Raw genomic sequence first — 18,088 nt, forward strand, 5'->3', positions numbered from 1 at the left:
GATGCACAACAGCGCGCTAGGACAGTGACTCCTGCAAATCGCCGTGCTTCCCCCGATTTCCGGCCGGGAGGCCGAGCTGCTGGCCGTGATGCAACGCCCTCCAGTCACCGCAGGCCCGGAGCCTGGCTGGAGGCTCGAGGAGATCAACTCCTGCTTCTGCTGTGCGCTGCATATGCATCAGCCCACCATCCCTGCAGGCGGGGACGGTGGGTTGATCTCCCATCTGCAATACATGGTTGAACATCCCGGTGAGGGGGATAACCACAACGCTGAACCATTCGCCCACTGCTACAAACGCATGGCGGCGTTGATTCCGCAACTGATTCAAGATGGCTGTAGGCCGCGCATCATGCTGGATTACTCCGGCACTCTGCTCTGGGGATTCGAGCAGATGGGCCGGCGCGACATCCTTGATGCCCTGCGCTATCTGACCTGCGATGCAGTGATGCAGCGCCATGTGGAGTGGCTCGGGAGCTTCTGGGGTCATGCCGTGGCGCCCTCCACCCCCATTCCTGATCTCAAGCTACAGATCCAGGCCTGGCAACACCAATTTTCCGCCTTATTCGGCAGCGAAGCCCTCAGCCGCGTGCGGGGATTTTCCCCACCGGAAATGCATCTGCCCAACCACCCCGACACCCTTTATGCCTTCGTGAAGGCCCTGAAGGAGTGCGGTTACCAGTGGCTGCTCGTGCAGGAGCACAGCGTGGAAAACCTCGATGGTTCAGCCCTAAGCCACCAGCAGCGCTACCTCCCCAATCAGCTCGTGGCTCGCAACAGCGATGGGGAGCAGGTGAGCATCACCGCCTTGATCAAAACCCAGGGATCCGACACCAAATTGGTTGGTCAGATGCAACCCTGCTACGAAGCTTTGGGCATGGCCCCTCTGCCCTTGGCCGATCAGATGGTGCCGCCGCTGGTGGCACAGATTGCCGATGGAGAAAACGGAGGCGTGATGATGAATGAATTCCCATCAGCCTTCATCCAGGCCCATCACACGCTGCGCGATCAGCCGCTCACCGTTGCGATGAACGGCAGCGAGTATCTGGAGCTGTTGAACAATTCAGAAAGACACTGGCCTTCGATTCAGGCGGTGCGTCAGCATCAGCTCTGGCAGCAGTTGGAAGGGCGCCAAGGGGCGGCGGCAGTCGAAGCAGCAATCAAAACCTGTACCGCCGCCGACGCAGGCTTTTCCATGGAAGGTGCCTCCTGGACCAACAACCTCAGCTGGGTGGAGGGTTATGACAATGTGCTTGGGCCGATGCAGCAGCTCAGCGCTGCTTTTCATCAAAAATTTGATTCACTGGTCGCCGAGGACGCATCGATAACCCAAACACCCGCATACCAAGAAGCACTGCTACATCTCATGTTGCTAGAAACCAGCTGTTTCCGCTACTGGGGGCAGGGGGTTTGGACCGAGTACGCCCACGAACTTGATCAACGTGGCAGGCTCGCGTTAAGGCAATAGATTATTCACCACCGCCCAGAACCAAGCAATCGAGAGGACGTTTGCGGAAGCGCATTAAGCCCCAGCTGAGCCGGCCCGATTCCCCACCATCAATCCAATGCTGCAGACCAGCGGCCATGCGCTGCATGTAGTCGATGCTGATCACAACCTTCAGCTCAGACGTTCTGCGCAGAAGCTCTTCATGCACCCGTGTGTAATGACGAACCAGCATGGCGGTTTGTTCATCCCACACCTCCCTCTCCAATCCCACCGAAGCACCCCAGCTGCAGTAGCGATCCGGTGATCCCAGATCAGCCAGATGAATCCGCTGCAGAATGGCGGATAAATCCGTTGTGGTCACGCCATCGGCAGCCATCGGATCGGTGAAGACGAGCACCCCCCCCGGCTTGAGTAAGCGTGCAGCTTCACGGAGTACTTGCTGGCGATCCCCAGCATGAAGAATCGCATCCTGACTCCACACCACATCAGCGCAGCCATTCGGCAAAGGAACCGCTTCAAAGGAGGCGTCATGAACTCTAATGAGGCCTTGTAAGCCACTCCTGTGATTAAGCGTTCGGTGGCGATCATTTTCTACCGAGGAGATATTCACAGCTTCCACACGAAGCTGGTGTGTAGATGCCAAATAACGGGCTGCACCGCCATAACCAGATCCCAGATCCACGACCACACTGCCTGGCTCTAGCGGACCGATCAGCCTCGCAAGGGCCTCAACCGTGCGACGACTGGCCGCTGCAATGCACTCATGATCTCCCTCGTAGAGACCGATATGGATGTCCTCACCACCCCAAACGTGGGCATAGAACTGATCAGCATCATCGCTGTTGTAATAGGTGGCAGCTGTTTGCTCAGCCGCCGTGAGATCTGCTGCATCCAACATTCAAATCACCGTTGTGTCACCATCAAAGCGGTACTCCTTCTCAGCCACATGCACGTAGAAGTCTGGATCATCGTTTCCCAGCTGATAGTCTCCATAGCTCGTGATGCGCTGAAAACCAACTTCTCGCATCAGCCTTCTCACATAGCCGTAGCGCAAAGGGAACATATTTAAGTGATAGATACTTCCATCACTGAAGGAATAACGGAAACGCGCCAAACCTTCATCAACACAATCTGGGACAACGCACACATCTTCCCCACAGTAGACATTCCCTTTACCCTGGCGAACCGCAACGCCATTCTCAAGTAAGCGGTCATAATTACGGTGATCGATGATCAGCAAACCATTGTGCTTGAGCACTGCGTAGTACTCAGCAAGCGCCTTGCGCCGATCCCGCTCTCGAAATAAGTGGGTAAACGAATTACCCAAACAGATCACCGCATCAAAGGTGCCATGAATGTCCCTATTGAGAAATCGCCAGTCCGCCTGGGCTGTTCGCAGTAACTGATCACGCTGTCGTGCATTACGAAAGGCACGGGCCAACATGTTGGGGCTGCCGTCAGCACTCACCACATCAAAGCCTTCACTCAGCAAACGAACCGAGTGAAAACCGGTTCCCGTAGCCACATCAAGCACCGATTGAGCCCCATGCTCATGGAGCAGCCGAATAAAAAAGTCGCCTTCCGCCTCAGCCCTGGCTTCCCAATCGATTAATCGATCCCAGCGCTCAGCGAATTGCTCGACATACTCCTGTTGATAGTGGTCGGTCTCCCGCACACTCTCCGGAGCATCACCGAACTTCTGAATATCGCGCTGAGATGGCTGAGTGGATGTCATACATGAGCCCATTGATGCCAACCCTAGTCAGCAGAGCCAAAACGTCATCTCAGCGCCAACCACTATGGCTGCAAGCACATTTACCCAAGCAGCCACATCCAAATGAGAGCAACGGATCGAAGCAGATATATCAAAAACATAAAGCTTCTGATGTGCAACCAACTGCGCATGGCCAGTTCTCACCAACAGAAAGAGCGCTAGCTTGAGCTCAGATGAGACGCTTGCAGGTGAGTGCTGAGATCACACTCCAGGCGGTCTCCAAGGTGTTCCCGGGGGGCAACGCGGCTGTTCGCGAGGTTTCTCTCCAGATCGAAGCCGGTGAGGTCTTCGTGGTGATGGGGCTTTCCGGATCTGGCAAGTCCACGCTTTTGCGGATGATCAATGGTCTGATCCGTCCCAGCTCGGGTGCGGTGGTGGTGCGCGAGCAACCTCTAGATCAACTCTCATCACGCAACCTGCAGAAGCTGCGCCGTTCTGCGATGGCCATGGTGTTCCAGTCGTTTGCCCTATTCCCAAACCGCAACGTGCTCGACAACGCAGCCTTTGGACTGGAAGTGGCCGGCGTACCTCGGCAGGAACGGCAGGCCAAGGCGAAACAGGCGCTCGAGCGAGTGGGACTGGGCGATCAGCACGAGCGCTGGCCCCAACAACTTTCCGGTGGGATGCAACAGCGGGTAGGGCTAGCGAGAGCTCTTGCTTTAGACCCTCCGATCCTGCTGATGGATGAGGCTTTTTCAGCGCTCGATCCACTGATCCGCCGCGACATGCAGACCCTGCTACTCGAGCTGCAAAGCGAGCAACAGCGCACGATTGTCTTCATCTCCCACGACCTTGATGAGGCCATTCGCATCGGCGATCGCATCGCCCTGATGAAAGACGGACAGCTGCTGCAGTGCGGCACTGCCCAAGATCTGCTGCAACAGCCGGCCAATCCTCAGGTGCGTCACTTTTTTCAAGATGTTGATGCAGCCTCCGTGCTGCCAGTGGAACTGATCGTTGATCCAACTCCGCCGACACTGGCACTGCCAGAGGGGGCCAGTAGACCCGATGTGCAAGCCATCCCCAAGCTCAGCTATGTAGTGGATGGTCAGCGCAGATTCCACGGAGTGATCGCAGCTGAAGGTGGATGGATCCCAGCTTCACAGGCGGTCCATCTCCTGGAGGGAACATTGATTCGAGAGGCGATGGATCAGGTTGCCCAGACTCCCTACCCCACCCCTGTGCTGGACAGGGATCAGCGATTGCTTGGCGTGATCACTCCCAGACGATTACTCCAAGCACTCCAACAAGGTTGCCCATGTTGAGCACCCTTGCGGCTGTAAATCAGGCAGGCCCTCTGGGCTTGGCCGTAGATGCGATTGTTGCGTGGCTACTGGAACATGGACAGTGGTTCTTTGGTCTAGTTCAACTCACGGTTGAGCTGCTGGCATCGCTGTTCGAATCCGTACTGAGCCTGCCGCCCGCATGGGTGTTGGCTCCTGTGATCGCGCTGATCGGTTGGCGACTCGTGGGAGGCGGCTTCAGTTTGTTTGCTCTGCTGGGTCTCAACCTGGTTCTAGCCCTAGGGCTCTGGCAGCCCATGATCGCCACTCTGGCACTGGTACTCGCCTCAGCCCTGCTCGCCTTGTTGATCGGCTTACCGCTGGGAATTCTCTCGGCCCGCTTTCCAATGGTGTGGAGCGTGGTGAGGCCCGGCCTTGATCTGATGCAGACGATGCCGGCCTTTGTGTATCTCATTCCGGCGGTGATGCTGTTCAGCACAGGCGCCGTGCCCTCGATCATCGCGACGCTGATCTTCTCCATGCCCCCTGTGGTGCGCCTAACGCATCTCGGCATCACCCAGGTACCAGCAGATCTGATCGAAGCAGGACGCTCCTTTGGCTGCAGTGAACACCAGATGCTGTGGCTAGTGCAAATGCCGAATGCTCTGCCAACGGTGATGACCGGCGTGAATCAAACAATCATGCTGGCCCTTTCCATGGTGGTGATCGCCTCAATGATCGGTGGTGGCGGACTTGGCGATGTGGTGTTAAGAGGCATTCAGCAGCTGGATGTAGGCCTGGGATTTGAAGGTGGGATTGCGGTAGTGATCCTCGCAGTGATCCTCGATCGACTCACCCAAGGCCTCTCGAAAACCCCGCAAAGGAGAACTCGATGAGCAACGACAAACGCTGGAGCCGGCGTGCCGCACTGGTTGGGGGGCTGAGTCTGGCCGGTGCATCGATGGCCAGCATGGTGCAGCTGAGCCAGAAAGACCGGCGTGGTCGATCACAGGAGAACGATCACGGCATCGGTGGCCGCCCCAACGCCATGGGTACGCAAACGAACGACTCGATCCAAACCTTGCGACTCGGCTGGTCACCCTGGGCGGATGCGGATGTGATCAGCCTCATGGCCAAAGAACTGATCGAAACCCAGCTCGAACAACCCGTGCAGCGGGTCATGGCCGACATCGGAATCCAGTACGCCTCTGTCGCACGGGGCGATCTCGACCTCATGCTGATGGCATGGTTACCGCTCACCCATCGCGATTACTGGAAACGGGTTCGGGATCGAGTGGTGGATTTCGGGCCCATGTACTCAGGTCAGCTGGGATGGGTGGTGCCGGATTACGTCGATACCGACGCGGTAAAAAGCATCACCGACCTGCAGCGACCGGAGATCGCCGCACGGTTCAACAATCAGGTGCAGGGCATCGATCCTGGTTCTGGCCTGAACCAGTTATCGGAGGTCGCCCTGCGCGACTACACACTCAACGACATCAAATTGGTGGCCTCCAGCAGTGCGGCGATGACAGCTGTGCTCGATCAAGCGATCCGTGAGCGTCGCTGGATTGTTGTGACCAGCTGGATGCCGCATTGGATGTTTGCGCGCTACAACCTGCGCTTCCTCGATGATCCGCTGTTGGTCTTCGGAGGTGTCGAATGGATCCACGCGCTGGGGCGCAGTGGCCTCAGCAGCGCAGCCCCAAATGTGGCGAACTTTCTCACCCGTTTTCGAATTCCAGACGAGGAACTCACAGCTGTGCTGCTGCAAGCCCATCGCAGCACAGCTGAAGAAGCGGTGCAGACCTATCTCAACAGTCATGCAGAACGTGTGAAGTACTGGACAACGGGCTCAATCTCAGCAGGCTGAGGGGTAGCGAACGCCAGTGCCCAACCATGACCGAGCTCGGGAAGTGCCCCTTCAGCGGCCACAACGCTGCGCCCATGCCCGTGGCCGGCCGTGGGCCTTCAGCCCGCGACTGGTGGCCGCAACAAGTGAACCTGGCGATCCTGCATCAGCACAATCCGTCCGCCAGTCCCCTCGGCGATACGTTCAACTATCGCCAGGCTTTTCAGCAGCTCGACTACCAGGGCCTCAAGCAGGATCTGCTCGCCTTGATGACCGACTCCCAGGAGTGGTGGCCAGCCGACTGGGGCCATTACGGCGGCTTGTTCATCCGCATGGCCTGGCATAGCGCCGGTACCTATCGCACTGCCGATGGCCGTGGTGGTGGTGGCACCGGCAATCAACGCTTTGCCCCGCTCAACAGTTGGCCCGACAACGGCAATCTTGACAAAGCTCGCCGCCTGCTCTGGCCGATCAAGCAGAAGTACGGCAACCGCATTTCCTGGGCCGATCTGATGATCCTGGCCGGCACGTGCGCCCTCGAATCGATGGGCCTACCCACCTTTGGCTTCGCCGGTGGCCGCGCCGACATCTGGCAGCCGGAGGAAGACATCTACTGGGGCAACGAAACCACCTGGCTTGGCGATGAGCGCTACAGCGGCGATCGCCAGCTCGAGAACCCGCTGGCCGCTGTGCAGATGGGCCTCATCTATGTGAACCCTGAAGGCCCCAACGGCGAGCCCGACCCAGTGGCATCCGGCCGCGATGTGCGCGAAACCTTCGCACGCATGGCCATGAATGACGAAGAAACTGTGGCACTCACGGCCGGCGGCCACACCTTCGGCAAGGCCCATGGCGCCGGTCCTGAGGATCTGGTGGGTCCGGCGCCGGAGGGGGCTCCGATGGAGGAGATGGGCCTTGGTTGGCACAACCGCCATGGCAGCGGCAAAGGGGCCGACACCACCACCAGCGGCATCGAGGGGGCCTGGAAGCCCAACCCCACCCGCTGGGACATGGGCTATTTCGACATGCTCTTCGGCTACGAGTGGGAGCTAATCAAGAGCCCCACCGGCGCCTGGCAGTGGCAAGCCAAAGATTGCCGCGAAGAACACATGATCCCCGATGCCCACCGCCCGGGCATCAAGCATCCGCCGATGATGACCACAGCGGACTTGTCGCTGCGTTTCGATCCGATCTACGAGCCGATCTCGCGCCATTTCCATCAGAACCCCGAGGCCTTCGCCGAAGCCTTCTCGCGCGCCTGGTTCAAGCTCACCCATCGCGACATGGGCCCTCGCAGCCTCTACCTAGGGCCCGAGGCGCCCTCCGAGGAGCTGATCTGGCAGGACCCAATCTCCGCCCTCGATCACCCCGTGGTGGATGAGGCAGGCATCGCTGATCTCAAGCAGCGGATCCAGCGCAGCGGCCTGAGCCTGACAGAACTGGTGAGCACCGCTTGGGCCTCCGCTTCAACCTTCCGCGGCTCCGACAAACGCGGTGGTGCCAATGGTGCCAGGGTGCGCCTGGCACCGCAGAGCGCCTGGGCTGTGAACCAGCCACAGCAGCTTCACAAGGTGATCGGCTACCTCGAGAGCATCCAGCAGGCATTCAATGCCTCCTGCAAGGGAGGCATGCGTGTTTCGCTGGCCGACCTGATCGTGCTTGCCGGTGGTGTGGGCGTTGAAATGGCCGCCGCAGCCGCGGGCCATCCCGTGCTGGTGCCCTTCACAGCAGGGCGGATGGATGCCAGCCAGGAGCAGACCGACATCGCCTCCTTCGCCGTGATGGAGCCCCAGGCCGATGGCTTCCGCAACTGGCAGACAGGGCCAATGAGCGTGACCGCTGAGCACCTCCTGATCGACCGAGCCCAGCTGCTCGGCCTCAGTGCGCCGGAGATGACTGTGCTGGTGGGCGGTCTAAGAGTGCTGGGAGGCAACACCGATGGCGTTCGCCATGGCGTTTTCACGGAGCGGATTGGCGTGCTGAGCAACGACTTCTTTGTGAACTTGCTCGATATGGGCACCACCTGGGCACCCAGCGATGAGCACGGTGAGCTGTTTGAAGGGCGACGACGCAGCGATGGCAGCAAGCGCTGGACGGCCACACGCGCCGATCTGGTGTTTGGCTCGAACTCGCAGCTCCGAGCGATCGCCGAGGTGTACGCCCAAAGCGATGGGACTGGGCGATTTGTGGCCGACTTCACAGCAGCGTGGGTGAAGGTGATGAACGCCGATCGCTTTGATCTGTGCACCCCTTGAAGGCATGAACACACCGTTCGGGGTGTGGCTGCCGCAGGTCACGATCGTGCGCTGCCTCACCCTGGCCGATGCCCAACAAGCCGTGGAGGCCGTGCGTGCGCGGCATTGCGTGGTGCTGCAGCTGGAGCAAGTGGACCCAGCGGAAGCTCAGCGGGTGATTGACTTTCTGGCCGGTGCCACCAGCGCCCTTGATGGATCGATCGATCGCATCGGTGACCAGACCTACCTCTGCGCGCCCATGGGCGTGAGCGTGAGCCAGGGTTAAGTCCCAACCCAGCGCACAACACGTTCCTTAACGAGTGCGCAATCTTTCGTTACACTGCGGAAGTTGCTGCCGGGGATGCGTGGTCGCCTTCGTTGTGATCGATGTCGCCAGCCTCCTGTTTGGTTTGCCGCTGCGTCAGCTAGCCACAGGGATGAGGCTGATCACGTCGCTGGTGAGCGCTCCAAGCTTGGACCAGCTCATCCCTGGCTGAAGGCCCCTACGAGTGCCATCACCAGCAGAGCGATCGAACAGAGAAAACTGATCCCAAAACCAGGGCCGCGCTTGTTGGGCGCCAGCCGATAGCCCACGCCGTAGGCCACTCGGCCGCCTACCCAGATAAATCCCAACAACGCTGCCCATGTTTCGCTGCTCATCAGAGCCGCCAACCAGAACACCGGCAAGAAGAACACCAACTGTTCCAGCGTGTTCTGCTGAACCCGCAGTGCGCATTCAAACGGCTCCGGGCCCGTCATCGCCGGGGGCAACACCTTGTGCTTCACCCGCGCCTGACCCACTGCCATCGCTGTGCCCTGGTAGGTGATCAGCGCCACGAGGCTCACCACAGCTGGCAGTGCAGGAACGCTCATCAAGCTTCAGGTTGCAATCCCCCACGTCATAGCGCAGGTGCGATAGGGCTACGGTTTCTGGATCGATCCATTGGTTGTGTTGCTTAGAGCATCCGGCTTTGCCTTGTTGCTGCTGCTGGCTGGGGTGCTTCCGGCAGAAGCTGATATCGATCCTGAACTGCACAAACGGTGCATGGACGCCCGCGACTACGCCGGGTGCATTGAGATCCAACAGCGCCAGGGTTCAGCGCTGCTCAACGCATGTCCCGCAGGTCATGCCTACTCAGGGGCGGGCTACTGCACACGCGTGATCTGCCAATCCCCAAGCGGCGGTGTGCTCACCCGGATGATCCTCAGCTCCGACGGCCATGAACGAGATCTGGCTGGCAAAGGCAACAAGTGCCCCCGCACTGGTCTGTTCTCACGCACAGGATCGCTGCGCTGGGGAACAGATACCGTGCCTGCCTCTCATGATCCGGCTTGCCCCAACGAAAGCCTGGAGGTGGGGTGGCAGAACACCTGCCTGATGAGCTCAAACAACGTCACACCAGCAGCAACGAGCAATCAATAGGTCAAGTGGGATCCATCAGCGAGCGCAGGTCATGCGCATCTCTTGCCAGGCCTCTGTGGCCGTCTGTGGCTGGCGTGAAGTGGAACTGGCCGCGATCATCTCGGCCTCGGCCCCAAGCACGGCGGTGTAGCAACGCCACAGCTTGCGGGCCTCCGCCCAGTTTTTGAGCCGATGGGATTGATCGAGAGCGGCACGGCACGCCGCCGCGCCGCCCGTGTCACGGCATCGTTGCGCCTGCTGGGCAAAGCCAGAGAGGTCTTGTGCCGAGGCCGCAGAGCCAAGCAACAGCACACCCAACACAAGCAGCCGCATCGGCAACACACACGTGGCTAACCCCTAGGACAGAGCTCGAGGAAACACAACAAAGCCCGGAGCGTGCGCCCCGGGCTTTGTCTGCTCAGCTGATGGGCCCGCAGATGTGGGGCCAGCGTTGCGTGAATGATGCGATGAGAACAACCGTGATCCTTGGATCCGGTCTTCACTCTTCAGTTGTAGGGCGGAGCTGCCGGCGCTGGCACCTGGGGCCAGGTGTCGATGGGGACGTCCCACTGAATCCGGGGCACCTGAAACGGCGCGGTGGATGGCGCGAATCAATCGCGCACGGGGGGCGTCAGAGATCCGTTGAGAGTGTTGGAGCAGGGGCCGGATCGTCAGCGCGCTCCTAATTGGTGCTCAGGGGGGGTGTCGTCCATCAATGGCGCCTCCGAATCCCGTTGCCATCACGATGGATCGGCAAAAGGCCAGCGGCAAGGGGCAGCCGCGGATCGACATCGCTCTTCACCCAGCGCAATCGCTGTTCATGAAGTGAGCTTCATCTCGCTCAACCGATACACATCGCCTCGGCGCTGGAGGCTGGTGGGAATGGCCCGGCGCGCCAGGCCCACCTGGCTGAGATCCAGCTCGGCATCGAGCAGCTGCTCTCCCTCTCCAGCTTCAGCAATCACCGTTCCCCATGGATCCACCACCAGGGAATGGCCATAGCTGGGATAGCCATCACCAGCTGGCCTTGCACTGGAGCAGGCCATCACAAAGCACTGGGTATCCACTGCGCGGGCACGCATCACCAGATGCCAGTGGCGGGGGCCCGTGGTGGTGTTAAACGCAGCTGGAACAGCCAAAAGCGAGCAACCATGCCTCTGCTGCATCAGCAGAGCCAGCTCAGGGAAGCGGATGTCGTAACAGATCAGCAGCCCGAGAGCGGGCGGCTCCTCCACGCCGGTGCCAAGCGGATCGCCGCTGCCGCTGAGCACCGTGAGGGCATGCCCTGCCGTAAGGCTGTCGGATTCACGGAAGCAGATCCCGCCCGGCACATCCACATCAAAGAGGTGCAGCTTGCGGTGTTTGGCCAGCAACACACCCTGGGGGTTGATCAGCGTGGCCGTGTTGTAGATCCGCCCGTGCGATCCCTGCTCAGGAATCGAGCCGGCAATCACCGCCACCCCGTGACGCCGGGCGATGCGCGCTACCAGTGCGAGGGAGGGCGACGGGCTCTCCACCAGGTTGGCACCGGGCTGTGGAATCGGCTCGGCATAGGCCTCGAAGCGATCGGCCGCATAGGGCGCGTTCCACACCTCAGGCAGCATCACCAATCGTGGCTTCACGCGGCCTGGGGCGGGCTGCATGGCCCGCTCCAGCCACACTTCGGCTTGGCGGCGATTCAGCTCCGCATCCTCGGTGGCACAGAGCTGCACCAATGCCACCGGCAGGCCCATGTCAGCAACGCTCACGACTGATCCTCCAGCAGCGTCCGTAGGTAGGTGGTCAGGCGAAACGATGGTGCATTGGGGTAGATGATGTCGGCGATACGCCAACCAGCGCTGGGCGATTGGCGAAACACGTAGTGCAGCTGCATCGGCCGCTCAGCCCTGCGACCTACCAGCCCCGCCTGCACAGCCACGCGCGCAGAAAGCAGGTCTACCTGCTCTTGGCGGCACCCCTGCAAGGTGGCGCTGAAGGTGGTCACCTGGGAGCCGCTGAAAAGGTCGAAATCAACAAACCGACCATCGGCGGGCGTGAGGTCATAGGCACGCTGTAGCAGTCGGTAGAGCTGCGGCGTGAAGCGCTGGCGCTGGCTGAAGATCTGGATCGGGCCCGACTGCTGCTGGCGCTCAAGCTGCCAGCGATACAGCGCATCAATCTGGAAGCGAACCTGCTCTGGACATTCAGCGCCTTGTGCAGCCTCTGCCGTCGGCATCGGAAGGGCAACGCTGAACAGCGCCAGGCCTAAAAGCACGGTTGCCGATCCCTTGATCGCGGCGGAACCATTCATAGTGGAGATCTGAACGCTGCCGCCCGTGAAAGAGATCAGCCTGATGGAACTGGTGCTGCGCATGGCAGGTCGGGTGGCGGCCGTGTCCGGCGTGATCGCCCTGCTGGTGTGGCTCACCTGGGTGATGCTCGATTTCAAGAGCATGCAGTCGGGTTTCACCCTGCCCTACTGAGCCTCCTGCTCCAGCTGCTGGTGCTCTTGCCAGGCACGCTGAAGATCAGTGCGGGTGATCTGATAACCAAGGCGCCTAGCCGCCAGGATCAATTGCTTGCGCGACCGGCAGTGCCTAAGGGCCCGCCTACGCCTCTAACACCAGTCGTCCAGCTCAGACCAGCTCATGGGAACCAACGCCAGGGCCTCCCACCATGCCAAGAGCAAACGCCCTGCACCAAGTTCTGCAGAGCACATTCGCCCTGATCCAGCGCCACGCTGCAGGCATGAAGAAGGGGGCACTGGGTTCGCCCCCGTGCCCCTGACGACAGCTGGGATCGAACGCATCAGGCGCTAGATCCGTTGAATGGTTCAGCCCTCGAATGGCAACGAGGAGTGATGCAACACGATCCTGATCGAGCCATCAGGCTCCTTCATGAAGGCCCAGGTTTTATCCACTGTGGTGGTTTTGCCAGCGACATCCTTGAAGCTCACATTGCCCATGGTGTTGGCATAGCTCCCATTCAGTTGGATCACCTGATTGGTGACCTCGCAGGAGCGCCAGGGCTTGATTGCGAAACCCTTGTCGCCAGGGAAATCCGGATTGCCCCCTACGAAATAGGCCAGGGCGCCAGCGCGGGTCGCGCGGAAGGTGTGCGCTCCTGAAGCAAGGGTGGGCTTGAACGCCACAGGACCGAATTGGTAGGCATAGGCCTGATCGATTACAGCCTCTGCAGTGGCTTTAGCCTGGCTGAATCCACCGCTGGCATAGGCAGCACTAATCTTCAATAGGGCCTGGCACCAGCCCTTCTGGGCAGCCACCACTTCGGCCTGCGTGATGTTGCCATTGAGCACTTGAACCGTGGGGGCAGCCTGACCTTGAAGGCTCAGACCAAGCACCAAAGCGGGCGCAGCCTGAAGGAATCTGGAACGCAAAACGGTAACGCAGTTAACCCACCACACACTGAGCCCGCCTGGGTAGGCGGGCAACCAAGCCGCAAAACACCGTCATACCAGTACACTTGTACTTCGGCGCGAATGGCGAATGGATGACCCGCGATTTCTAGCGGTCCGTGTGGGCGATCTGGTTGCCGTGCGCAACACAGGCGACTGGTGGGCGGGCCAGGTGATCCACGCCGAGGGAGGCGCGCGCTGCAGCGCCAACTCGCTGTTTCAGATCGCCTGCGTCGATAGCGGAGCGATCCGCACCGTGAATGCCGACGCCGTGATCGACATCCTTTGTCCGCGCGAACAGCAGAGCTCAGGACCGCTCAAGACGGCGCACAATCACGGCCATCAAGCCGAGCGAACCGGCCAACGCGATCAGAAGAGCAATCGTCATGGAGCGAGCCGGAAACAGCGCTGATTCTGACGCCTTGGTGTTCGTGTACGGCAGCCTCAAACGCCACATGGCCAACCACCGTGAACTACAGGGTGCTGCCTGGCTCTGCGAGGCCCGCATAGAGGGCTTAACGCTGCACGACCTGGGCCCCTTCCCCATGGCGATCCGCAGCAGCGAAGCAGGCTGCACGATTACTGGTGAGGTCTACCGGGTGGGCCCGAAGCTCCTCGCGCACTTGGACCGCTTCGAAGGCGTGCCGAGGCTCTACGAGCGGCAGCTTCACCATCTGACCGATGGCATCGAGGCGTGGGTGTACGTGGGCCACGCGCGGCAGGTGCGTCACAGCCGCCGAATCGCATCAGGGGTGTGGAACGGTCCCGGAAACCGCTTCAAACGTACAACAACACAATCTGTGAAGTCGTCAGAGGATGATTGACAAAGCCCTGGGACATGAGAAAGCTATGGAGAGAAGCTGTCAGCCCCATGCCCAACACCCAATTGCGCGGGAACATCGGCGATGCAGGCATGCAGATCAAACCTTCCAAGGACGTGAAATCGGTCTATAAGCTGCTCCAACAAAAGCAGAGCAAGCTTAACGATCAGGATCTACTCCTAACAAAGGATTATATCAGTGTCGCCAAAGATATCGGCATTAAAACGCTTGATAGCAAAAAGGATATTCGCAGAGCTGCCCGCTCCATTCATCAATCCGAGGAGGCAACAGACCAGCCACAAAACCTTGTGATTTTCATCAGAGATCAGGTCAAACCAGAAGACCTATGGCTGCCGCGCAATTGGGCCAAGGAGAACCTGCCCACACGGCAATGGCTACTCGACAATGGCCTCTCATTCGAAAACTCCTTCACCAATACGGCGATGTGCTCGTCGGCGAGGGCGACTTTCTTTACAGGCAAATATCCAGCTCAGCACGAGCTTGACCTGCTGTTGAGCGATATAGAGAATCCAATTCTAGATTCTGAGGTTCAGCTGAATCCAGACCTACCAACACTCGGCACGGTTCTGGGTGACCTCGGTTATGACGTGTCATTCTTTGGCAAGACACATCTCAGCAAAACATTCACGACGGTTGACGACGAAGTCGTCTACCAGGACATGACTGAGTACGACTTTGAGGGCTGGCAAGGCCCCGATGCCGGGCAAGACATGGATCCGAAGAACGCTGGCGGCGGCTATGCCGATAACGACACGCGTTTCATCAGCGAAGCAACAAGCTGGCTCGATAACCGAATCAACTCTGGCAACACGAAACCGTTTGCCATGGTGGTGTCTCTTGTCAACCCGCACGACGTGCTCTCATACCCACTCAGCTGGGGTGAAGGAGATCCAGAGACCTATTTTGGCTACTCGGAAGACATCATCGAAGGAGATATCAACATCCTACCGCCAACAGTGGATGAACCGATCAGAGGATCAATGAGTGCTAACGGGTACGACTTTTCAGGCAACTACAAACCACAGATTCAGCGAGAGTGGCTGCTTGCTCAAGCGGGAGGGCAACCACTTCCTACCGACGAGCTGAAGCTCAACTATCTAAATTTCTACGGTAATCTGATGAAGATTGCCGACAGTCAGATGGGAGAAGTAATCAATACACTTGCCAAGCAAGGCGAAGTCAACAATACGATGTTTGTAAGCACTGCCGACCATGGCGAGATGGGGATGTCTCACGGCGGCATGGTGCAGAAGATGTTCAACGCCTATGAGGAGTCGATCCGGGTGCCCATGATCTGGTCCAATCCTCGTTATTTCAAAGGTGGGCAGAAATCGAAAGCACTAGTCTCGCTGGTCGATTTTCTGCCAACCGTAGCCAACTTCTACGGATCCAGCGAGGATCAGATCAACAATTATCAGCTGAGTGGCGTCGACTACTCATCCATTCTGAAGCGAGCATCCAGACGATCAAAACTCGATCATGAAGCCAAGGATGTTCAGTCGTCTGTTCTCTACACATACGACGATATTTATGCAGGGCAAGACCCTCGCAACTCCATCCCCCAAGGAGCCTGGGACCACGGACTCCTACCAGGCCCCAACAGACTGCAGGCCGTGCGCACCAAAGACTTTAAGTACGCTAGATATTACTCAGAAGACAAGACTTACGAACCCAAGAACTGGCAAGGGGAGCTTTATGACTTGCGCCCTGGTGGCGGCGACTACTACCCAAACATCGATCCGATTACAGGACAACTGAACCCCTTCAAAGCAGCTCCACTAGAGCTGAAGAATCTGGATCCAAAGGCAGAAGCCTTACGGGTGCTGCAAGGCGAAGAACCCATTGCAACGAGGCGACAGAAAAGGGCGTACAAACAGATGTCCAACCTGCTGGACAGCGAGATCAACGAGAAACTCCAACCGCTGTTGCCGCAAGAATCCAAGGAGCCAACCTTCTTCCGCTATCGCGGCGGTTCATCCCAGAATTCAGCCTACGACTTGGGAGATCCGATCATCAGGCTGATTCCAGCTACCAACGGCAGCCAGAATCTTGAAGTGGCGTTCAACACAAGGGCAGGACAGAGCTACAACATCGTGTCGATCGAACAAGCACTCAACAACGGCGCCGTGACGATTCAGGACACAGGCACGCTTCTCTCGAACATTGTTGGAACCAATGGCCCCACATACCACTACCTAACAGGACTCTCGGGCGATCTCAGCCTCGCGAATTTTGCCATTGAATGGATTGGCGGCTATGTGCCACTGGAGACGATCGGATGAGCGGAGAGGAACAACTCAGGCAGTTCATCACACGATCCAAACAAGATCCTGTGATCAGCCAAGAATTAGCCGATTGCGCCGTTGAGAAATGGGGAGATGCCCATTTACCCCTGGACATTGATCTCAACAAGGTGATTCAGCTAGCCGACCGGTATGGCTATCGCTTCGATCGCTCAGATGTGATCCGCAGTCAATGCCAGCACCTACAGGAGTTTTCCCTGTTCGAAATGAACAATGCATTTGTCGCGAGGCGCTACCTGGCAAGAATTCAATGCACAGTTGAACCAGCCAGCACACGCTGGGCTGCGATCGACTACTACCGGAGCTAGGCGAAGCGGGTCGATACTGGGCCGTTGCGCTGTCTTTCCTCGGATCCATGGCCCTCACCCTGTACGGCGGTGCCCGCAGCCGCGCCTCGATGCCGCGCTGGTACATGGAGGAAAAAGGGATTGCCTACAACTGGCAGCTGCTCGACATGGAAGCCGGAGAGCACCGCCAGGAAGCCTTCACAGCCATCAATCCCTTCGGCAAGGTGCCGGCCCTGGTCGACGACGACCCCGCCCTTCCCGGCGGCCGCCTGCAGCTGTTTGAAAGCGGAGCGATCCTGCTGTATCTGGCCGAGCGCTATGGCGGCGAATGCCAGAACGCGGCTGAGCGGGGGCTAGCGCAGCAGTGGGTGCTGTTTGCCAATGCCACCTTGGCCACGGCGCTGTTCGTGCCCTCCAACCGCGAGCGCGAATTTCCGCGGCTGATGGAGGTGCTGGATCGCAAGCTCGGCGAGGGGCCGCTGATGGGCAACAGCTGGAGCGTGGCCGACTGTGCCGTGAACGCCTACCTCGCCTACCTGCCGATCTTCTTCCCCCAGATCGACCTCAGCCCCTTCCCCCAGGTGCAGGCCACGATCGCGGCCACCCAGCAGCGCCCCGCGTACCAACACGTGATGGGTCAGCGCTGATGCAGCCCACAAGGCTGCACTGGCAAACCTCTGAGCTCGAGCTGTTGCCCCAGCGGGCGCTGTGGCAGGCCGCCACCGGCCTGCTGCTGGTGGCGGATCTGCATCTGGGCAAAGCCGAGAGCTTTCAGGCCAGCGGTATCCCGCTGCCCAGCGACGGAGACCTGAGCAATCTCAACCAACTGCTCGATCTGGCGGCGCAGCTGCAACCGCAGCGGGTGGTGGTGCTAGGGGATCTGATCCACAGCCGGCTGGGGCTCACCGCGGAATTGCGCAGCAAGATCCGGGCCCTACCGGAGTTGCTGGGCTGCCCGCTGGAGCTGATCGGCGGCAACCACGATCAGGGCAGCTGGCTGGAAGGGCTTGCGGCAGGGCCGCCGCGGCGCTGCGGCGATCTCTGGCTGAGCCACGAACCCTGCACCCCGCCGGAGGCCGACCTGCTGAATGTGGCGGGCCATGTGCATCCGGTGGCCGTGCTCGGCCAAGGGAGTGATCGCCTGCGCTTGCCCTGTTTCGCGTTGGAGCGCCAGCAGCGCCAGCTGTTGCTTCCCGCCTTCGGAAGCCTCACCGGCGGCTATGCCGTGTCGCCGGCTTACCAACGCTGGGTGATCGCCGATGCCCAGGTGCTGGCGGTGCCCTGAGGCCTGATCCGGCAACGGCCCGTAGATTTGCAGCAACGGGCCGCAAAA

The 18,088-nt window shown here is 59.5% G+C and carries 21 protein-coding genes; 14 read left to right on the forward strand and 7 right to left on the reverse strand.

Going from position 1 to position 18,088, the window contains the following annotated elements; all coding sequences use genetic code 11:
* Window positions 1–88: 88 nt before the first annotated feature.
* Window positions 89–1,465, forward strand: a complete 1,377-nt coding sequence (locus KJJ24_RS05090; protein ID WP_214343330.1) for a glycosyl hydrolase family 57 — start codon at window positions 89–91, stop codon at window positions 1,463–1,465.
* A gap of 1 nt (window position 1,466) precedes the next feature.
* On the opposite strand, the gene KJJ24_RS05095 is transcribed toward KJJ24_RS05090, so the two are convergent.
* Complete coding sequence (locus tag KJJ24_RS05095; RefSeq protein WP_214341946.1) at window positions 1,467–2,342, reverse strand: cyclopropane-fatty-acyl-phospholipid synthase family protein; 876 nt, start codon at window positions 2,340–2,342, stop codon at window positions 1,467–1,469.
* Window positions 2,343–3,179 (reverse strand): class I SAM-dependent methyltransferase, encoded by an 837-nt coding sequence (locus KJJ24_RS05100; RefSeq protein ID WP_214341948.1) that lies wholly within the window; start codon window positions 3,177–3,179, stop codon window positions 2,343–2,345.
* A gap of 212 nt (window positions 3,180–3,391) precedes the next feature.
* Between KJJ24_RS05100 and KJJ24_RS05105 the strand changes: the two genes are divergently transcribed.
* Genes KJJ24_RS05105 through KJJ24_RS05125 form a run of 5 tightly spaced genes read left to right on the forward strand, consistent with a single transcriptional unit; the run spans window position 3,392 to window position 8,813 of the window.
* Window positions 3,392–4,483 (forward strand): glycine betaine/L-proline ABC transporter ATP-binding protein, encoded by a 1,092-nt coding sequence (locus KJJ24_RS05105; protein ID WP_250544932.1) that lies wholly within the window; start codon window positions 3,392–3,394, stop codon window positions 4,481–4,483.
* A complete protein-coding gene (locus tag KJJ24_RS05110; protein ID WP_214341950.1) occupies window positions 4,477–5,337 on the forward strand; it encodes a proline/glycine betaine ABC transporter permease in 861 nt (286 codons plus the stop codon). Before KJJ24_RS05105 ends, KJJ24_RS05110 begins: the two co-directional genes overlap by 7 nt.
* A complete protein-coding gene (locus KJJ24_RS05115) occupies window positions 5,334–6,314 on the forward strand; it encodes a glycine betaine ABC transporter substrate-binding protein (RefSeq protein WP_214341951.1) in 981 nt (326 codons plus the stop codon). The genes KJJ24_RS05110 and KJJ24_RS05115 overlap by 4 nt, the downstream gene beginning before the upstream one ends.
* Window positions 6,315–6,340: 26 nt before the next feature.
* The gene (gene katG, locus KJJ24_RS05120; RefSeq protein WP_214341954.1) at window positions 6,341–8,548 is read left to right on the forward strand and encodes a catalase/peroxidase HPI; all 2,208 of its coding nucleotides are present in this window, start codon (window positions 6,341–6,343) and stop codon (window positions 8,546–8,548) included.
* 4 nt (window positions 8,549–8,552) lie between these two features.
* Window positions 8,553–8,813: a cell division protein SepF gene (locus KJJ24_RS05125; RefSeq protein WP_214341955.1), complete on the forward strand. Its 261-nt coding sequence runs from the start codon at window positions 8,553–8,555 to the stop codon at window positions 8,811–8,813.
* Window positions 8,814–9,010: 197 nt separating this feature from the next.
* On the opposite strand, the gene KJJ24_RS05130 is transcribed toward KJJ24_RS05125, so the two are convergent.
* The gene (locus tag KJJ24_RS05130; protein ID WP_214341962.1) at window positions 9,011–9,400 is read right to left on the reverse strand and encodes an MAPEG family protein; all 390 of its coding nucleotides are present in this window, start codon (window positions 9,398–9,400) and stop codon (window positions 9,011–9,013) included.
* A 172-nt stretch (window positions 9,401–9,572) separates the two neighbouring features.
* Between KJJ24_RS05130 and KJJ24_RS05135 the strand changes: the two genes are divergently transcribed.
* The gene (locus tag KJJ24_RS05135) at window positions 9,573–9,950 is read left to right on the forward strand and encodes a hypothetical protein (RefSeq protein ID WP_214341964.1); all 378 of its coding nucleotides are present in this window, start codon (window positions 9,573–9,575) and stop codon (window positions 9,948–9,950) included.
* A gap of 15 nt (window positions 9,951–9,965) precedes the next feature.
* On the opposite strand, the gene KJJ24_RS05140 is transcribed toward KJJ24_RS05135, so the two are convergent.
* The 3 genes from KJJ24_RS05140 to KJJ24_RS05150 all read right to left on the reverse strand — a co-directional run bounded on the left by KJJ24_RS05140 (window position 9,966) and on the right by KJJ24_RS05150 (window position 12,219).
* Window positions 9,966–10,262 (reverse strand): hypothetical protein, encoded by a 297-nt coding sequence (locus KJJ24_RS05140; protein ID WP_214341974.1) that lies wholly within the window; start codon window positions 10,260–10,262, stop codon window positions 9,966–9,968.
* A 485-nt stretch (window positions 10,263–10,747) separates the two neighbouring features.
* Window positions 10,748–11,677 carry a carbon-nitrogen hydrolase family protein gene (locus KJJ24_RS05145; RefSeq protein ID WP_250544933.1) on the reverse strand — a complete coding sequence of 310 codons (930 nt, stop codon included), beginning with the start codon at window positions 11,675–11,677 and terminating at the stop codon, window positions 10,748–10,750.
* The gene (locus KJJ24_RS05150) at window positions 11,674–12,219 is read right to left on the reverse strand and encodes a hypothetical protein (protein WP_250544934.1); all 546 of its coding nucleotides are present in this window, start codon (window positions 12,217–12,219) and stop codon (window positions 11,674–11,676) included. Before KJJ24_RS05150 ends, KJJ24_RS05145 begins: the two co-directional genes overlap by 4 nt.
* A gap of 25 nt (window positions 12,220–12,244) precedes the next feature.
* Here KJJ24_RS05150 and KJJ24_RS05155 point away from each other — a divergent pair, with 25 nt between their 5' ends.
* Window positions 12,245–12,391 (forward strand): hypothetical protein, encoded by a 147-nt coding sequence (locus tag KJJ24_RS05155; RefSeq protein WP_214341977.1) that lies wholly within the window; start codon window positions 12,245–12,247, stop codon window positions 12,389–12,391.
* Between the two features lie 350 nt (window positions 12,392–12,741).
* Here KJJ24_RS05155 and KJJ24_RS05160 read toward each other — a convergent pair whose 3' ends face one another.
* Window positions 12,742–13,305, reverse strand: a complete 564-nt coding sequence (locus KJJ24_RS05160) for a phosphoribosyl-AMP cyclohydrolase (RefSeq protein WP_250544935.1) — start codon at window positions 13,303–13,305, stop codon at window positions 12,742–12,744.
* 139 nt (window positions 13,306–13,444) lie between these two features.
* Here KJJ24_RS05160 and KJJ24_RS05165 point away from each other — a divergent pair, with 139 nt between their 5' ends.
* Genes KJJ24_RS05165 through pdeM form a run of 6 tightly spaced genes read left to right on the forward strand, consistent with a single transcriptional unit; the run spans window position 13,445 to window position 18,040 of the window.
* Complete coding sequence (locus tag KJJ24_RS05165) at window positions 13,445–13,735, forward strand: DUF3104 domain-containing protein (RefSeq protein ID WP_250544936.1); 291 nt, start codon at window positions 13,445–13,447, stop codon at window positions 13,733–13,735.
* 13 nt (window positions 13,736–13,748) lie between these two features.
* Window positions 13,749–14,147: a gamma-glutamylcyclotransferase gene (locus KJJ24_RS05170; protein WP_250544996.1), complete on the forward strand. Its 399-nt coding sequence runs from the start codon at window positions 13,749–13,751 to the stop codon at window positions 14,145–14,147.
* A 47-nt stretch (window positions 14,148–14,194) separates the two neighbouring features.
* Window positions 14,195–16,447, forward strand: coding sequence for a sulfatase-like hydrolase/transferase (locus KJJ24_RS05175; protein ID WP_214341985.1), 2,253 nt, complete (start codon window positions 14,195–14,197; stop codon window positions 16,445–16,447).
* Window positions 16,444–16,776 (forward strand): Nif11-like leader peptide family natural product precursor, encoded by a 333-nt coding sequence (locus tag KJJ24_RS05180; protein ID WP_214341988.1) that lies wholly within the window; start codon window positions 16,444–16,446, stop codon window positions 16,774–16,776. The genes KJJ24_RS05175 and KJJ24_RS05180 overlap by 4 nt, the downstream gene beginning before the upstream one ends.
* Window positions 16,777–16,823: 47 nt before the next feature.
* Window positions 16,824–17,402 carry a glutathione S-transferase family protein gene (locus KJJ24_RS05185; protein ID WP_214341992.1) on the forward strand — a complete coding sequence of 193 codons (579 nt, stop codon included), beginning with the start codon at window positions 16,824–16,826 and terminating at the stop codon, window positions 17,400–17,402.
* Window positions 17,402–18,040, forward strand: coding sequence for a ligase-associated DNA damage response endonuclease PdeM (pdeM, locus tag KJJ24_RS05190; protein WP_214341995.1), 639 nt, complete (start codon window positions 17,402–17,404; stop codon window positions 18,038–18,040). The genes KJJ24_RS05185 and pdeM overlap by 1 nt, the downstream gene beginning before the upstream one ends.
* Window positions 18,041–18,088: the final 48 nt, after the last annotated feature.

Origin of the sequence: Synechococcus sp. LA31 (assembly GCF_018502385.1) — a bacterium.
Lineage (GTDB): Bacteria > Cyanobacteriota > Cyanobacteriia > PCC-6307 > Cyanobiaceae > Vulcanococcus.

Bases quoted from the DNA above. Each gene is read 5' to 3' on its own strand.
- KJJ24_RS05175 (WP_214341985.1), top strand. From the start codon at position 14,195: ATGCCCAACACCCAATTGCGCGGGAACATCGGCGATGCAGGCATGCAG.
- KJJ24_RS05125 (WP_214341955.1), top strand. From the start codon at position 8,553: ATGAACACACCGTTCGGGGTGTGGCTGCCGCAGGTCACGATCGTGCGC.
- KJJ24_RS05150 (WP_250544934.1), bottom strand. From the start codon at position 12,219: ATGAATGGTTCCGCCGCGATCAAGGGATCGGCAACCGTGCTTTTAGGC.
- KJJ24_RS05180 (WP_214341988.1), top strand. From the start codon at position 16,444: ATGAGCGGAGAGGAACAACTCAGGCAGTTCATCACACGATCCAAACAA.
- KJJ24_RS05090 (WP_214343330.1), top strand. From the start codon at position 89: ATGCAACGCCCTCCAGTCACCGCAGGCCCGGAGCCTGGCTGGAGGCTC.
- KJJ24_RS05110 (WP_214341950.1), top strand. From the start codon at position 4,477: ATGTTGAGCACCCTTGCGGCTGTAAATCAGGCAGGCCCTCTGGGCTTG.
- pdeM (WP_214341995.1), top strand. From the start codon at position 17,402: ATGCAGCCCACAAGGCTGCACTGGCAAACCTCTGAGCTCGAGCTGTTG.
- KJJ24_RS05105 (WP_250544932.1), top strand. From the start codon at position 3,392: ATGAGACGCTTGCAGGTGAGTGCTGAGATCACACTCCAGGCGGTCTCC.
- KJJ24_RS05185 (WP_214341992.1), top strand. From the start codon at position 16,824: ATGGCCCTCACCCTGTACGGCGGTGCCCGCAGCCGCGCCTCGATGCCG.
- KJJ24_RS05115 (WP_214341951.1), top strand. From the start codon at position 5,334: ATGAGCAACGACAAACGCTGGAGCCGGCGTGCCGCACTGGTTGGGGGG.
- KJJ24_RS05130 (WP_214341962.1), bottom strand. From the start codon at position 9,400: ATGAGCGTTCCTGCACTGCCAGCTGTGGTGAGCCTCGTGGCGCTGATC.
- katG (WP_214341954.1), top strand. From the start codon at position 6,341: ATGACCGAGCTCGGGAAGTGCCCCTTCAGCGGCCACAACGCTGCGCCC.
- KJJ24_RS05140 (WP_214341974.1), bottom strand. From the start codon at position 10,262: ATGCGGCTGCTTGTGTTGGGTGTGCTGTTGCTTGGCTCTGCGGCCTCG.
- KJJ24_RS05095 (WP_214341946.1), bottom strand. From the start codon at position 2,342: ATGTTGGATGCAGCAGATCTCACGGCGGCTGAGCAAACAGCTGCCACC.
- KJJ24_RS05100 (WP_214341948.1), bottom strand. From the start codon at position 3,179: ATGACATCCACTCAGCCATCTCAGCGCGATATTCAGAAGTTCGGTGAT.
- KJJ24_RS05135 (WP_214341964.1), top strand. From the start codon at position 9,573: ATGGACGCCCGCGACTACGCCGGGTGCATTGAGATCCAACAGCGCCAG.